General features: G+C 68.0%; 14 protein-coding genes. 10 read left to right on the forward strand and 4 right to left on the reverse strand.

Translation table 11 applies throughout. The features are described 5' to 3' along the window. Positions 1 to 185: 185 nt before the first annotated feature. Genes NO887_RS15925 through glpA form a run of 3 tightly spaced genes read right to left on the reverse strand, consistent with a single transcriptional unit; the run spans position 186 to position 4,883 of the window. Positions 186 to 1,688, reverse strand: a complete 1,503-nt coding sequence (locus tag NO887_RS15925; protein ID WP_256419195.1) for an anaerobic glycerol-3-phosphate dehydrogenase subunit C — start codon at positions 1,686 to 1,688, stop codon at positions 186 to 188. Beyond that, positions 1,685 to 3,064 (reverse strand): glycerol-3-phosphate dehydrogenase subunit GlpB, encoded by a 1,380-nt coding sequence (gene glpB / locus NO887_RS15930; RefSeq protein ID WP_256419196.1) that lies wholly within the window; start codon positions 3,062 to 3,064, stop codon positions 1,685 to 1,687. Before glpB ends, NO887_RS15925 begins: the two co-directional genes overlap by 4 nt. Continuing rightward, complete coding sequence (gene glpA, locus NO887_RS15935; protein ID WP_256419197.1) at positions 3,051 to 4,883, reverse strand: anaerobic glycerol-3-phosphate dehydrogenase subunit GlpA; 1,833 nt, start codon at positions 4,881 to 4,883, stop codon at positions 3,051 to 3,053. Before glpA ends, glpB begins: the two co-directional genes overlap by 14 nt. A gap of 419 nt (positions 4,884 to 5,302) precedes the next feature. Here glpA and glpK point away from each other — a divergent pair, with 419 nt between their 5' ends. From glpK to NO887_RS15960, 5 genes are all read left to right on the forward strand, one after another. Next, entirely contained in the window at positions 5,303 to 6,832 is a 1,530-nt protein-coding gene (glpK, locus tag NO887_RS15940; RefSeq protein ID WP_256419198.1) for a glycerol kinase GlpK, read from the forward strand. A 3-nt stretch (positions 6,833 to 6,835) separates the two neighbouring features. Continuing rightward, positions 6,836 to 7,924 carry a DUF7973 family transport facilitator gene (locus NO887_RS15945; protein ID WP_256419199.1) on the forward strand — a complete coding sequence of 363 codons (1,089 nt, stop codon included), beginning with the start codon at positions 6,836 to 6,838 and terminating at the stop codon, positions 7,922 to 7,924. Positions 7,925 to 8,226: 302 nt separating this feature from the next. Then, complete coding sequence (locus tag NO887_RS15950) at positions 8,227 to 9,390, forward strand: Cdc6/Cdc18 family protein (RefSeq protein WP_256419200.1); 1,164 nt, start codon at positions 8,227 to 8,229, stop codon at positions 9,388 to 9,390. A 104-nt stretch (positions 9,391 to 9,494) separates the two neighbouring features. Continuing rightward, positions 9,495 to 10,178 carry an HAD hydrolase family protein gene (locus tag NO887_RS15955; protein WP_256419201.1) on the forward strand — a complete coding sequence of 228 codons (684 nt, stop codon included), beginning with the start codon at positions 9,495 to 9,497 and terminating at the stop codon, positions 10,176 to 10,178. 175 nt (positions 10,179 to 10,353) lie between these two features. After that, positions 10,354 to 10,863 carry an MOSC domain-containing protein gene (locus tag NO887_RS15960; RefSeq protein ID WP_256419202.1) on the forward strand — a complete coding sequence of 170 codons (510 nt, stop codon included), beginning with the start codon at positions 10,354 to 10,356 and terminating at the stop codon, positions 10,861 to 10,863. A gap of 76 nt (positions 10,864 to 10,939) precedes the next feature. Here NO887_RS15960 and NO887_RS15965 read toward each other — a convergent pair whose 3' ends face one another. Next, the gene (locus NO887_RS15965; protein WP_256419203.1) at positions 10,940 to 11,224 is read right to left on the reverse strand and encodes a DUF357 domain-containing protein; all 285 of its coding nucleotides are present in this window, start codon (positions 11,222 to 11,224) and stop codon (positions 10,940 to 10,942) included. 116 nt (positions 11,225 to 11,340) lie between these two features. Between NO887_RS15965 and NO887_RS15970 the strand changes: the two genes are divergently transcribed. The 5 genes from NO887_RS15970 (at position 11,341) to NO887_RS15990 (ending at position 15,361) form a co-directional block, all read left to right on the forward strand. Beyond that, positions 11,341 to 12,225 carry a DUF6498-containing protein gene (locus NO887_RS15970; RefSeq protein ID WP_256419204.1) on the forward strand — a complete coding sequence of 295 codons (885 nt, stop codon included), beginning with the start codon at positions 11,341 to 11,343 and terminating at the stop codon, positions 12,223 to 12,225. A gap of 107 nt (positions 12,226 to 12,332) precedes the next feature. Beyond that, positions 12,333 to 13,091, forward strand: coding sequence for an RNase P subunit p30 family protein (locus NO887_RS15975; RefSeq protein WP_256419205.1), 759 nt, complete (start codon positions 12,333 to 12,335; stop codon positions 13,089 to 13,091). Beyond that, positions 13,088 to 13,567: an Rpp14/Pop5 family protein gene (locus tag NO887_RS15980; RefSeq protein WP_256419206.1), complete on the forward strand. Its 480-nt coding sequence runs from the start codon at positions 13,088 to 13,090 to the stop codon at positions 13,565 to 13,567. The genes NO887_RS15975 and NO887_RS15980 overlap by 4 nt, the downstream gene beginning before the upstream one ends. Before the next feature lie 4 nt (positions 13,568 to 13,571). Next, positions 13,572 to 14,384, forward strand: coding sequence for an archaeal proteasome endopeptidase complex subunit alpha (psmA, locus tag NO887_RS15985; protein WP_256419207.1), 813 nt, complete (start codon positions 13,572 to 13,574; stop codon positions 14,382 to 14,384). 68 nt (positions 14,385 to 14,452) lie between these two features. Continuing rightward, positions 14,453 to 15,361, forward strand: a complete 909-nt coding sequence (locus NO887_RS15990; RefSeq protein ID WP_256419208.1) for an SDR family oxidoreductase — start codon at positions 14,453 to 14,455, stop codon at positions 15,359 to 15,361. Positions 15,362 to 15,374: the final 13 nt, after the last annotated feature.

The following is a 15,374-nucleotide window of genomic DNA, read 5'->3' on the forward strand; positions in this document are numbered from 1 at the left end:
CAAACGGTCCGACTGAGTCCCGTATAAGTATTGGCTCGCGGTTATCCGGGTTGAAAAACGGAGCGTGCCACCCGTCAATTCGCTCGGATTCGTCGCGTTCCAGCGGGGACACCGCACCGCGATCTGACTCAGACGGCCACCGGCGGTTCAGGCGGCCATCGCCGTCTCAGCCGATCGTCGCTCGTTCAGGCGACGGTGTCTTCGAGCAGTTGAAGCGGGTGTTTGATCTCGTAGCCCGTGCCGTGTTCCATCTGCATGGCGCAGGTCGGACATTCGGTCATCCCCACGTCGCCCTCGGCGTCTTCCATGTGCTCGAACATCTCCGCGCCGATCTCCATCGACTTCTCGTACTTCTCTTCCTTCCAGCCGTAGGTCCCCGAGATGCCAGAACAGGAGTCGCCGACGTCTTCCATCTCGACGCCCTCCACGTCTCGGAACGTCTCGACGGCCTGCCGAGAGAGTCCTTGATTGCGAGCGTGACACGGCGCGTGGTACGCGAACGACTGTTCGTCCGCGAGTTCGGTTCCCGCCAGTTCGGTCTCCAAGTCCTCGTGGATCCGGAGGTACTCCAGCGCCTCGAAGGTGTGCTCGGACACGTCCTCGATCCCGTGGATGTCGAACAGCTCGGGGTACTCCTGCCGCAGCGAGAGCGAACAGGAGGTACAGGAGGCGATCACGTCCGCGCCTTCGCCGATCGCCGCGACGAGGTTCTCGACGTTCGTCTCGGCGTGGCGTCGGGCGTCTTTCAACATGCCGTTGGCGAACATCGGCGTCCCCGAGCACTTCTGGGGCGGCACCATGACCTCGTAGCCGAAGTGCTCGTACACCCGAACCATGGCCTTGCCGACCTCGGGAGTGTTGTAGTTCGAGTAACAGCCGTGGAAGTACGCCACGCGTTTGTCGGGGTTATCAACCTGTGCCCCGCCGCGCTCGCGCCACCACTCACGGAACGTCTGGGTCGCGAACTCGGGGAACTCGCGCTCGCCCGCGATACCGAGCACCTTCTCGCCGAGCGTCATCGCTCCCGGAATCTTCGCCACCGCGTTCGCCAGCCGCGGGACCCTGCTCGCGATGGAGGCGAAAAAGCGGTAGTTCGAGAGAATTCGGTTGCGGATATACTCCCGCGAGAGCTTCTCCATCTGCTCTTCGACGAACTGCCCGCGGGCCTCGTTGTGCATTTGCGAGAGCGGCACCGAGGAGGGACAGGCGTCGTCACAGCGCATGCAGTTCGAACACGACGTGATCGACTCGTCGATGTCGTGGTCTTCTTTCCGCTTGAGCCGCCACTGCTCGGGGCCCTGGAACTTCGGCCCGGGGAACTCCTCGTCGACCTCGGCGACCGGACAGGAGGTGTCACAGCTCGTGCACTTGTAACAGGAGTCCGCGCCCTCGCGGAGGTCGAGGTCGCCGCCGGGGAACACGTCGACCGGGTCGTAGGCGTCCGGATCGAGTTCTGCGGAGTCGCTCCCGCCCGTCGCGCTCTCGACCCCGCCGTCGGTGGCCGGGCGTTCGGGGGACGTGGTCTCGTCCGACACCTCCCCGTCGTCGGGAACGAATATCGACGGCTGCTCGTCGCGTCCCGCCTCCGGGACGCCGGGGACGGGCGTCTTCGATTTGCTGCCGTCGACATCCTCGGTGTCGGTTTCGGTCGCCTCGTCCGTCTCTCCGTCGTCCGTGTGTCGTGTCATTGGGTTGCCTCCGTCGCCGCCTGTCGTCCCGCCACGATTCCGGTCGCGAGCGACACCCCGCTCGCGGATTTCTCTCTCGCCACGTCCGCGCCGCTGACGACGCCGCCGGCCGCGAAGACGTTGTCGTAGGCCGCTTCCCCGTCCGCGTCGAGCGGGTGTCCGTCCGCGTCGATCCCCACGCCGAACCGGGCGTACGGCTGGTCGCCGAACGCGTCGTCGACGAACCACTCGTAGCGGTCGTCGGGCTGATCGACGTGCAGACCGAACACCGGCTCGCGGACGCCCTCTCGATCGGAGTCGAGACCCTTGCCGACGAGCCCGCCCGTCGCCAGCACGAACGCATCCGCGCCGTACGGCGTCTCGCGGCCCTTCCGGTCGACCGAGACGGTCTCGATCTGACCGTCCGCGGCCGCGTCGATCCCCACGACCGGGTTGCCGGTCTCGAACCGGACGCCCTCGGCGTCGAGCGCGTCGTACAGTCGGTCCTCAAGCCGGAGTCCGGGGAGGCTCGGTGGTCCCATCGGAATCTCGAAGACGTCGGCCCCGAGCCGGTCGGCGAGCTCCGCGCGGACCTCGGTTCCCTCCTCGTCGCCGAGGAACGCCGGGAATCCCACCCGCTCGACCCGGTCGACGCCGCCGGATTCGTCGACGGCGTCGTGGAGGTGCGGCGCGACGGCCTTCGCGAGCGCTTCTCGGGCGGGCGTCCCCTCGATCGGCTCGTCGCGGTCGAGCGCCTTCGCGACCCGGGTGATCTTCGTGTCGGCGCGGAACGCCTCGGCGAACGCGACTTCCGCGCCGGCAACGTCGAACGGGACGCCGGCCGCCTCCAGCCGCCCGGCGAAGGCGCGCGCGTCGTACTCCGTGAGCGACCGGAACCCGACGACGAGCATCGGTCGATCGTCGCTCGCGATCCCCGCCTCCGCAGCCGCGGGGTATCGTGCGGTCGGCTTCACGCTCCCGCCGAACGTCGGGAGGAGGGCGTTTCGGTCCGTGTGGTCTCCGCGGTAGGCGTCACCCGCGAGGTCGTCGAACAGGTCGAGCCCCTCTCGGAGCGCGTCGGCACCGAGAATCCGGTACGGGTGTGACTCGGTGAGCCGGTCGATCCCCGCGAAGGGATCGGCCAGCGGTCCCTCGGGGTCGGGCCACTCGTCGCGGTCGAGCTCGCGCCCCGCCGTCGGCGGCCCCTCGCGCAGCGGCGTCGCCGGCTCCGTCGCGGGGACGTACCCGAGCGCGTCTATCAGTCCGGACGCCTGCCGGAGCGTGCTCGACTTGTGCGAGACGAGCCGCACGTCCGCGTCCTCGCGGGCCGCGGCGACCGCGGCCGTGACCGCCGCGAGCCCCCCGCCGACGACGAGCACGTCGCTATCGATCGCCATCGGTCCCTCCGTCCGCGCGACCACTATCTGCGATCGCGTTGTCCGCTGCGCGACCGCCGTCTGCGGTCGCGTCGTCCGCTGCGCGACCGCCATCGGTCGCAGCCGTTCCGGCCTCGCCGCCCCCGTCTCCGGTTCCCTCCGGTCCCGTCTCGGTGCCCGAGTCGAACGCGCCGAAGTCGACTTCGTTATCGAGGCCCGCCGGGTCGCCGTCGCGGTTCATCGTCGTCGCGTGGAGCAGGTGGTTCAACATCGCCTGCGAGAGCTGTCTGCCCCACAGCGCGTGTCGCTGCCCCTTCCAGCGCTCTTGGTACAGTTCGTCTTCGGCGTCTCGAACGACCGGTTCTGGGTACTCCTGCGCGAGTTCGGCGGCGATCCGATGCGAGCAGAAGCCGCCCTGACAGTTGCCCATCGAGGCGCGCGTGCGCAGGCGGACCGCGTTGAGGTCGCTGCCGGCCTCGTCGATCGCGTCTCGGATCTCGGCGCGCGTGACGCCCTCGCACTCGCAGACGACGGGGTTCGGGTCGATCCCCTCCAACACGTCGTCGGCGCGCGAGCCGAGCCGCTGGCCCGACCGGCGCGCGACCGGCGACCGGAGGCCGAACTCGTCCATCAGCTCGTTCATTCGGGCGGGGTCCTCGGAGCCCGGAAGCGGGGCGTCGGCGGTGTCGCAGGCCGCCTCGTGGTCGATCGCGTCGCAGACGTGATCGGAGATGGACTCGGCCATCATCCGGTAGGTAGTGAGCTTTCCGCCGACGATCGTCGTCATTCCGGGCAGATCGTCCCGGTCGCCGTGGTCCAACAGGAAGTAGTCGCGCGTGATGTCGGTCGGATCTTCGGTGCCGGTTCCCGGCGGCTCGTACAGCGGGCGGACGCCCCAGAACGACCGGAGCGTCCGGGCGTCCCTCAGGGCGGGCACGAGCTCCGAGAGCGTCTCGATCATCAGGTCGACCTCCCACTCCTCCTCGGGGTAGTCCTCGGGGTCGTCGACCTCCTCGTCCGTCGTCCCGAGGATGCAGGCGGTCTCGTGGGGGACGATGATGTCGGCGTCGCCCTTCGGTCGACAGCGGTTGATCACGGTGTCGACCTGCCGGGTGTTCATCACGGTCATCACGCCCTTCGAGGGGCGCACCTCCACGTCGACGCCGGCCATCTCGCCGACGTTCCCCGCCCACGCGCCGGTCGCGTTGACGACGTGTCGCGCGCGTATCTCCTCGGTCGTGCCGGGCTCGCGGTGGACCCGCTTTCCGGGACCGGTCTCGTGTTCGATCTCGACGCCGACGACCTCGCCGTCCTCGACGAGCACGTCGGTGACCGGAGCGTGGGTCTCGATCCGCGCGCCGTGCTCGCGGGCGTCGGCCGCGTTCGACACGCACAGGCGGAACGGGTCGATCGCGCCGTCCGGAAGCGCGATCGCCTTCTCTACGTCGCGAGCGAGATACGGTTCACGGCGGCGCGCCTCCTCGCCGTCGATCACCTCAACGGAGATGTCGCACGTGCGACACCCTTCTAACTTCTCCTGAAAGTACTCCTCCGAGTCCTCCGGTCGCTTCACGAACAGCCCGCCGGTCTCTTCGACGCAATGGGCGGCGATGTCGCGGAGTACCCTGTTCTCTTCGATACACTCGCGCGCGCTCTTCCGGTCCGACACGGCGTACCGACCCCCGCTGTGTAAGAGTCCGTGCATGCGCCCGGTCGTCCCGTGCGTCAGATTCCCCTTTTCGACGAGGACCGTCTCTACCCCCCGTCGCGCCAGATCCCTGACGACGCCGCATCCCGTCGATCCCCCACCGACGACGACGACGTCCACCTGTCTGTCCATATGTGCCGCTTGGACCCTGCCTACTTTACTTTACCTCCCATCTACCAGTTCAGGTAATAATATGGCAGATTCATAATCTACAATCCCGACTCCCGCCGAGTTACTTATATACTATCTTTTTCACACCTCGGTTACAGAGGATTCAACGGGAAGTTTATTATGGTAGTACGTTATGTTCACGTATGGCGTGGTAGCTTCCGTGAAGATATGTCGCGTCGGCGACGGTGACATGCTCGCGTTCGGCCGGTGGAATCGGTATAACGGTCGAACACGGCGTCTACAGTGATGCCGCAGGGGAGACGCCGCGGCGGATTTCGGTCGGTGACGGTGATCAAAACGACCACCGCGACGCCGTCCAATTCCGTGGTAACCGCCGTTGTTGTCGAGGCCGGACCAGCGCCACAGGAGGGATCAAACACATGACACAGTACGTCGGTGCGATAGACCAGGGGACGACTGGCACCCGCTTTATGGTGTTCGACCACGGTGGGCAGGTCGTCGCGAACGCTTACGAACAACACGAACAGATCTATCCCAATCCCGGCTGGGTCGAACACGACCCGATCGAGATATGGGAGAACACTCAGCAGGTCGTCCTCGACGGTCTCGCTGACGCGGGACTGGAGGCGGACCAACTGGACGCGATCGGGATCACGAACCAGCGCGAGACGACGATCGTCTGGGACAAAGACTCCGGCAAGCCGGTCCACAACGCCTTAGTCTGGCAGGACCGCCGGACGACCGACCGCGTCGAAGAGCTTCAGGAGGACGGCATGGTCGAAGAGATCCGTGAGAAGACGGGACTGGAGGCCGATGCGTACTTCTCTGCGACCAAGACGGAGTGGATCCTCGACAACGCGGAGCCGCTCAAGATGCAGAGTTCCCGCGGCGGCGACCTCCGCGACCGCGCCCGAGACGGGGAACTGGTGATGGGTACGATCGACGCGTGGCTCATCTACAACCTCACGGGCAACCACATCACGGACGTGACGAACGCGTCCCGGACGATGCTGTACAATATCCGGGATCTTGAGTGGGACGACGAGCTCTTAGACGAGTTCGACGTGCCGAAAGAGATGGTCCCCGAGGTGCGGCCCTCCTCCGACGAGGAGTACTACGGCCACACCGATGCGGACGGCTTCCTCGACGAGGAGATTCCCGTTGCCGGCGCGCTCGGCGATCAGCAGGCCGCACTGTTCGGCCAGACCTGCTTCGACGAGGGCGACGCGAAGAACACGTACGGCACCGGCTCCTTCTACCTGATGAATACGGGCACCGAGGCAGTCGAGTCCGACCACGGACTCCTGACGACCATCGGGTTCCAGATGTCCGGCGAGCCGGTTCAGTACGCGCTCGAAGGGTCCATCTTCATCACGGGTGCCGCCATCGAGTGGCTCGAAGACGTCGACCTGATCAATAACGCCGCCCAGACCGCCGAGCTCGCCCGATCGGTCGACTCGACCGACGGCGTCTATATGGTTCCGGCGTTCACGGGCCTCGGTGCACCCCACTGGGACGGTCGCGCCCGCGGCACTATCGTCGGGATGACCCGCGGCACCGGCAAGGAACACATCGTCCGCGCGACGCTCGAATCGATCGCCTACCAGACGCGCGACGTGGCGGAGGCGATGGAGGCTGACTCCGGCGTGGAGACGACGAGCCTCCGCGTCGACGGCGGCGCGGTGAAGAACAACTTCCTCTGTCAGCTCCAGTCGGACATCATCCAGACGGACATCGCCCGACCAGAAGTCGACGAGACGACCGCGCTCGGCTCCGCGTACGCGGCCGGACTCGCCGTCGGCTACTGGGACACCGTCGACGAGCTTCGCGACAACTGGCAGGTCGACCGGGAGTTCACGCCCGAGAAGAGCCAGGACGAGGTCGACGCGCTGTACGATCGCTGGGGCGACGCCGTCGAGAAGTCGCTCGACTGGGCACAGGAGGAGTGATTCATGAACGGACTCCTCTTGACGGTCCCGGTCATCGGAATGCCGGTCGAGCAGTTCCTGCTGCTCGTTATCACCGCGCTCGCGGGCGGGGCGTTCGGGGCCGCGATCGGCGCGCTTCCGGCGTTCGTCTTCACGGGATTCGTCGTGTTCCTCGGTGAGGGAATCGCCATCCTGCAGCGGGAACTCGCCACGGGCGTCCCGGCGATCGAACCGGGACAGCTCGCGGCCGGGATCACCGGTGTCCTCGGATTCGGCGCGATCACCGGCCCGCATATCGCGTTCGCGGGCGGCGTGGCAGCGTCGGCGTACGCGGGCAAGAAGTACCCCGAAATGGAGCCCGCCGGCTGGGACTACCACTTCGGGAAGAACATCCTGTACGCGTTCGGCACGAAGCCCGACATCCTCGCCGTCGGCGCGATATTCGGCGTGCTCGGCGTCGTCATCAATCAACTCTCGGCGAGCCTGCTCGTCGTGAGCGGTACCGGTATCACGGACTCCATCGCACTCACGGTCGTGTTGAGCGCGTTCATCGCTCGGGCTGCCTTCGGCTACCCGATCGTCGGGAAACCGTCCGGCTCCGGCTACCTTGACATGTCTCCGTTCGAGAACGAGGAGATGCACCCGCAGGCCGATAGCGGAGCCGAAGAGCACGCGGGACGGCTCGCGACCGAGCCGTGGCTTCCCCAGCAGTACAAGTGGCTGAACGTCGCCGTCATCGGAATCGTGGGAGGCCTGCTCGGCGGCTACATCTGGATTCAGACGGGAAGTATCTTCCTCGGTTACGCCATCTCGGCGATGAGCCTGCTGTTCTTGCAGCTCGGTGTCGAGAACTTCCCGGTGACCCATCACATCACCCTGATCGGGGCCGTCGGTGCGGTCGTGGTCGATCCCATCGCTGGGAGCGTCGTCGCGCTGCTCGCGGCCGGCGCGTTCGGTGCCGTGAGTGGTCTCCTCGGCGAGGTCACCCAACGGGTGTTCTACTCGCACTCCGGCACACACGTCGACCCGCCCGCGATGGCAATCGCCATCGCGATGGTCGCCGTGGCGATCCTCTCACTCCTTGGAATCCTGCCCAACGCGGGCTACATCTGAGGACGATTGAGAGAATGTACCGCGGCCGAAAGCGAGACCGCCGCGGCGAGTGTCACGGGCCTGCGCCCGCAGGAGTGTCACGGGCCTGCGCCCGCGACCGCGACCGTTCGTCGCGTCTCGCGGGTGTCACGCCGCGAACCGCTCGCATCCAATGAGACACACATGATTACGTCACAGGATCTACCGACACGCCGACAGCGAGAATCACCCGCCGAGACGGCAGCGAGAGTCGCAGGTGACGCCTCGGCAGACGCCAACAGCGCTCCGGTCCGGTTTTATTCTCGGCCGGTGGACGGTGACCCGTGAACATCGACGACCGGATCGAGCGTCGGCTCGGATATGACATCGGGGCGGGCGTGCTCGTCGACCTCGACGCCGTTTCGCCGGTCTCACACGTTGACTCACCGGTCGGCCGCGGACCGGCCTTCGAGCGGCTGCTCGACGTCTTTGAGCCGGCCTTCTCCGGGAGGCTCCCGCCGAGCACATACGTTCACGGCCCGAAGGGCAGCGGGAAGTCGGCGATCGTCTCGGCGCTGTTCGCGCGGCTTGCAGCCCACAGCGGTCCGCGGCGTGCGATCCAGACCTCCACGCGCGCGGTCGAGCCGACGCTCCCCGGGTTCGTCTACGTGGACGCGCGTCGGGCCACCACGCGGTTTCGGCTGTATCACGCCGCGCTTGACGCGGTGAGCGACGACTCGGTCCCGGAACACGGAGTCAGCACGGACGAACTCGCCGAGACGCTCAGCAGCGCGATGCGATCCGGACCGGATCTCGTCGTCGCGATCGACCACGTCAACGAACCGGAGACTCCCGCCGCGACGACGGTCGTCGAGTGGCTGGACAACGTCGACGGCGGCATCATCCCGGTGTGTCTGGGTCGACACTCGCCCGACGAGCTTGAGTGGGAGCCCGCGGAGGAGGTCGGATTCGAGCCGTACCGCCGACACGTCCTCGTCGAACTGCTGACCAGTCGGTGTTCGACCGGGCTCGGCCGCGACGCGGTCAGCCACGATCAGATCCGAGAGATCAGCGAGTGGGCGGAGGGCGACGCGCACGACGCGCTCGCGGCGATCACGGGGGCGGCAGTCACCGCCGAGCGCGAGGGGGCGTCGACGGTGCGACCGCGCGACCTCGACGCGGGCATCGAGGGGATCACGAAGCCCGGTGTCGCGCTCGGGCGCGTCCTCTCGCTGTCGGAGAGCCGACAGCGTCTCCTCTACGAACTCGTGAGCCTCCCCGAGTCGGACCGGGCGTCGGTGAGCGCCGCGACGGAGACGATCGCCTCGCGGCCGGCGGTCGATCTGTCGGCCTCGACGGTGCGACGCGTCCTCTACGAGCTGGCGGACGCCGGCCTCCTCGATCGGGTAACGGTCGCGCACAGCGACGGGAAGGGACGCCCACCGAGTCGGCTCGTTCCGCGGTTCCCCACGCTCGTCTTCCGCGAACTGTTCGACCGCCCACGGTAGCGCTCTCGGCCGCCCACGATGGCGTTCTCGCCGCCATCCACGATGGCACTCACCTAGCTGCCGACGAACGCAAGACAGTTGCCTCGGTCGTCCCGATCCGAGGTATGGTTCCGCCCCTCGCACTGGACATCGACGGGACGTTGACGACGGCGAGCGGTCGGATCGACTCGCGCGTCTTCGAGCTGCTGCCCGACTGGGACGCGCCGGTCGTGTTCGCGACGGGCAAGGCGTTTCCGTACCCGGTTGCGCTGGCGCACTTCCTCGGGCGTGCGGAGACCGTGATCGCCGAGAACGGCGGGGTGGCGTACGTCGACGGCAAAACTTCCGTTCTCGGCGATCCGGCCGCGCCCCGCGCCGTCGTCGAGGCGTTCGAGGCGCGCGGCGGCGAGGTCGGCTGGGGCGACGGCGACACCGTGAACCGCTGGCGCGAGTCAGAGGTCGCGCTGTCTCTCGACGCCGACGAGACCCTGTTACGAGAGGTCACAGCCGAGGCCGGTGGCGAGGTCGAAATCGTCGACACCGGCTACGCGTACCACGTCAAGTCGCCGGACGTGAGCAAGGGCCGGGCGCTCCGTCGCGTCGCGAGCGCGCTCGGACTCGTCCCAGCCGACTTCGTCGCCGTCGGCGACAGCGAGAACGACGCCTCCACATTCGCCGTCGCCGGTGAGTCGTACGCCGTCGCCAACGCGGACGCGTTCGCCCGCGACGCCGCAGACACCGTTCTCGACGAGTCGTACATGGACGCGACGGCCGGCCTGTTGGAAACCCTCCGTGAGCGGAGTGAGTGAGACAGACACGGCCGGGCGGTCGGTCTCCGCGGCGCGTACGGGCCCACGGCCGGGCGGCTAGTCGATAGGCGTGCGGACGAGACGCTATCGGGGGGCAAGTAGACATGGAGACGCAGACGAATTCCGGCGTAACCGCTTTGTTTCCCGTTATCGTGAGTCAGTTCGTGATCGGATTATGACCGGGCGGATCGAGGCGATCCACGTCGCGCCCGACTCGGGCGAGCCGATGGAGGCGCGAGACCGGGTCGAAGCGGTCTCGGGCAGGGGAGTACGCGGTGATCGGTACTTTCTGGACCGCGGGACCTACTCGCAGTCGGCCCGCGACGTGAGTCGCGAACTCTCGCTGATCGAACGAGAGACGCTGGAGGCCGTCGAGCGCGACTACGGAATCTCCGTCGGCGCGAACGAACACCGGCGGAATCTCACGACCGCCGGCATCGGGCTCAACCGTCTCGTCGGCGTGCGATTTCGCGTCGGCGAGGCGGTCTGTGAGGGCGTCGAACTGTGTGAGCCATGCTCGTACCTTGAACGTCACCTCGAACGCGAGGGAGTTCGAGACGCGCTCGTCCACCGTGGCGGACTGCGCGCGCGGATCGTCTCGGACGGAACCATCGAGACGGGGGCGTCGATCTCGATCGAAGGAGACGCGCCGGACGCGGCTCGGGCGCGGCTCGACGACGCGTGACCGGGGGTGACCGACGCGTGACCGGGGGTGACCGACGCGTAGTCGTCGCGAAGCCGTCGCAGGATCGACGCGCGAGCTACGTCGTGAACAGCTCGGTGTCGTCCGGAACCGCGAACAGGCCCATCCGAACGCCGGCGTCGAGCCAGCCGTAGCCGTACGAGTACGACGCGAGTGCGTTGACCGGGTCGCCGGCCTCGCGGAAGTGGCGACCGTCTTCAAGGTAGGACTCGGCCATCTCGGTCACGTCGTTCGCGACCGCACCGAGCGGCGTGTCGGCCGGCGGGCGGGGATCCGCGACCGCGAGCGCGTCTGCGAGCATCCGCTCGTAGCGGTCCGTCTTCTCTTCTAGATCGGCGGCCATGCGGCGGAATCACGGGGGTCAAATAAAAAGGACGCGACCGGACGGGCGTCGGAACTGCTCCGTAATCGCCGTAGTCTCTCCGGGATTTATGTTCGCCGCGCCCGCCTCGTCTGGTGATGACCGCCCTCCATTCCGCCGCGGGCGACCGCGGAGGGCTCGCGGTCGTGCTCGCCGCCAACCTCCTGCCGGTGGCCGGGGTCGTCTTCCTCGGCTGGCGCGCGGCCCAGATCCTCGTCGTCTACTGGATCGAAGTGGTCGTGATGGTCGCCGCGTACAGCGTCGCCGCGCTGTTCGCGGAGCGACCGATCGATCTCGACGACCGGGAGTTCTACATCGTCGGCTTCTCCGAGAGTTCCGAGCTCGACGCCGACCGCTGGAGCGACGACCCCGAGCCGGTCGGGATCGTCTCCCGCGTCCTCCCGGCGACGCTCGCGGCCCACGTCCCACCGATCTACCGGCGCAACGTCCCAGTCGTCGTTCGGTCACTCGGGGTCGCCGGCTTCCTGGCGTTCGGCGCGCTGGTGCTCGCCGAGACGGTCGTCACCGATCCGGTCGCCGCGGCCGCGTCGCCGACGGTTCTGGCCGCGTCGCTCGCGGTCTGCGTCTCACAGGCGGCCGAGATTCGGCGAGAGTTCGCCGTCACGCCCCGTTACGAGGAGTGGTCGGCGTACATGATATTGGAGGCCGCCCAGCGCGTCGTCGTCTTCTACCTCTGTATCGGAATGGTGGCGGTGCCGATATCGTTCCTCGGGCTCGTCGTCGTCGCCGGCCTCTTCCGGTCACTCGCCGTCGACCCCGCCGCGCTCGGGCCGCTCGCGCCGGCCGAGGGGCTCGATCCGTTCGCGCTCGCGTACGTGGTCCCGTTCGCGCTCGCGAAGGCCGCGGCCGACCGATCGCGGCGGATCGCGTTCGACGAGGCCACCCCGAGCGGGCTCGCCGGCTGGTTCGCACCGGAGGACCCGCGGCCAGAGTGGCAGCGGGAGCGCGACCCAGCGCGGTGAGGCCGCGGATCGCCACCGGAGACGCGTCTCGATGGCAGTGGAAAGCGAACCGACAACACCGCTCGGAAAGCGCAACGACGATACCGGCGGGGCCGAAAGGGACGGCCATGTACGAGGCCGTCCACGCCCACCCCGACGGCGACGCGACCGTCGCGCGCCACGCCGCCACCGCCGCGCGGTACGGCTACGACGGGATCGTCGTCCGAACCCGGGAGGCGCTCGACGTGGCGACCGCGGCTGACGGCTTGTCGGCCTCGGCCGACGCCCCCGCCAGCGACCCGGTCGCGCTCGGCGAGGAGTACGGGATCGACGTCGTCGACGCGGTCGAGATCGACGCCGACGACCCCACGAGCGCGTCCGGGTCGGTCGGAAACTACCGGCCGGAGCGCACGGTCGTCTGCCTCGTCGGCGGCGACGACGCGCTGAATCGGTTCGCCGTCGAGGAACCCCGAGTCGACGTGCTCGTCCGGCCGATGGCGGGCTCGGGAGAGTTCAATCACGTGCTTGCGAAGGCCGCCCGCGACAACGGAGTCCACGTGGAGTTCGACCTCGGTCCGCTGTTCCGAGAGACCGGTGGCAAGCGCGTTCGCGCGCTCGCCGACCTCCGGAAGCTCCGAGAGATCGTGACCAACTACGACGCCCCACACGTCGTGAGCGCGAACGCCACCTCCCACCTCGAACTGCGGGCTCCGCGGGAGGTCGTCGCCGCCGCGGAGGCGGTCGGGTTCGACCCCGAGTGGGTCCGTGACGGGCTCGACGCGTGGGACGAGATCGCGGCCCGGACCCGGGAGCGTCGCTCCGAGGCCTTCATAGCGCCCGGGGTCCAACGTGGACGGTATGAGGAGGACGGAGTGAATCCCGAATGAAACACCTCCCGAAACACCTCAGGCCGCGGTGGCGGTACGTCGCCGTCGGTATCGAGGCGTGGCCGGACGGCGACATCGAGCGGCGGGCGTTCCAGCGCGCGCTGTGGTACGCCGCCGGCAACCTCGTCGGCGACGCCGGCAGCGCCGACGCTGACCTCTCGCTGCTCTCGTTCGCGTACGCGAACGGTCGCGGCGAGGCGGTCGTCCGCGTCCGACACGGTCACGTCGACGAGGCGCGGGCGTCGATTGCGTGCGTGAGCAAGGTCGACGGCGACCGGGTCGGAGTTCGCGTCCGCGGTATCTCGGGGACGGTACGTGCCTGTGAGGAAAGATATATGGGTCGCGCGGGCGGACCTTCGACACAGCGAGACGTCGCGTTCGAGGACGCCGAGCGAACCGCCGTCGTGCGCGGAGACGCGGTCGACGTGCGGACCGAATCGGGGTACGTCGGCGCGACGACGTTCGACACCGAGTGATATCATGCAGGGACAATCCCAACAGCAGGCGTACGACCGAGGCATTACCATCTTCTCTCCCGACGGCAGACTCTATCAGGTCGAGTACGCCCGGGAGGCGGTGAAACGCGGGACCGCGAGCGTCGGCGTCCGCGCTGAGGACGGCGTCGTCCTCGCGGCGGACAAGCGCGCCCGCTCTCGGTTGATGGAACCGGCGAGCATCGAGAAGCTCCACAAGGCCGATGACCACGTCGGCGTCGCCAGCGCGGGCCACGTCGCCGACGCCCGCCAACTCATCGACTTCGCGCGCCGGCAGGCGCAGGTGAACCGCCTCCGCTATGGCGAGGCCGTCGGAATCGAGACGCTGACGAAGAACATCACCGACCACATCCAGCAGTACACGCAGGTCGGCGGTGCGCGTCCCTTCGGCGTCGCGCTGATCGTCGGCGGGATCGAGAACGGCGAGCCGCGCCTGTTCGAGACCGACCCCTCGGGGACGCCCTACGAGTGGCAGGCGCTCTCGATCGGCTCCGACCGCAGCGACCTCCGCGACTACCTCGAAGCGGAGTATGAAGAGGGTATCTCCACAGATGAAGCGCTCGGACTCGCGCTCGACACGCTCGCGCAGTCGAATGACGGCGAGCTGTCGCCGGAGGGTGTCGGCGTCGCGACGATCACGGCCGAGGAGGGGTACACCGAGCGGTCGAACGACGAAATTGAATCGATCCTCGACGACCACGACCTACTCGCGACCGAGGGCGACGAGGGCGACGACGCAGACACCGGTGAGGATGCGGACGCGGGCGACGACACGGACGAGTCCGACGACGAGTCGTAACTCCGGTCGGCCGCACCTCGTCACCGCCGTTTTTGCTGGTTCTTCTATCGTCGCCGGTCGGGAGAGTTATGCCACCGGAGACCGACCACCGAGGCGTGCAGAAGACGGCACTCATCACCGGCTGTTCATCGGGTATCGGCCGCGCCGCGGCGCACGCATTCGCCGACGAGGGGTGGACCGTGTACGCGACCGCGCGGAACCCGGCGGACATTCAGACGCTCGGCGAGGCGGGCTGTGAGATCGCGACCCTCGACGTGACTGACCAGTCCGATGTCGACCGCGTCGTCGACCGCGTCCTCGACGAGGCGGGGGCGATAGACGCGCTGGTCAACAACGCCGGCTACGGGCAGTTCGGACCGATCGAAGACGTGCCGACCGAGAAGGTCCACGAGCAGTTCGACGTGAACGTGTACGGTCCGCATCGACTTATCAGGGCCGTGTTGCCAAGCATGCGCCGCGAGCGCGACGGGACGATACTCACCGTCTCGTCGGTCGCCGGTCGCGTGTCGTTCCCCGGCGGCGGCGTCTACAGCGGCTCGAAGTTCGCGGTCGAGGCGATGTCCGACGCCCTCCGGAACGAGGTCGCAGACCACGGGATCGACGTGGTGGTCGTCGAGCCCGGGCCGGTGCGGACCAACTTCGCGGCCCGCGCCGAACGGGAGGCGGGCGACCGGAGCGCGGGAGACGCCGAGAGCGACACGACCGATCGCGGCTCGAACGACACCGAAAACGACCGAACCGGCGCGTACGAGGACGTGTACGCGCTGTTCGAGGACGCGAAGCTCGTTGGAGGTGACGGGCCGGGTTCGGTCGAGCCCGAACTGGTCGCAGACGCCATCGTGAACGCCGCGAGCGCGACGCAGCCGCCTGCGCGCGTCCAACCCGGAACCGCCGCCCGCGTCGGCGTCCTCGCTCGATTCCTCCCCGACGCGATTCTCGACGCCGGATACGACTTCGTCCGGAAGCTCGTCTCCTGACCGCCGCAGGCGA

Origin of the sequence: Halorubrum laminariae, from assembly GCF_024494655.1 — an archaeon.
GTDB lineage: Archaea > Halobacteriota > Halobacteria > Halobacteriales > Haloferacaceae > Halorubrum > Halorubrum laminariae.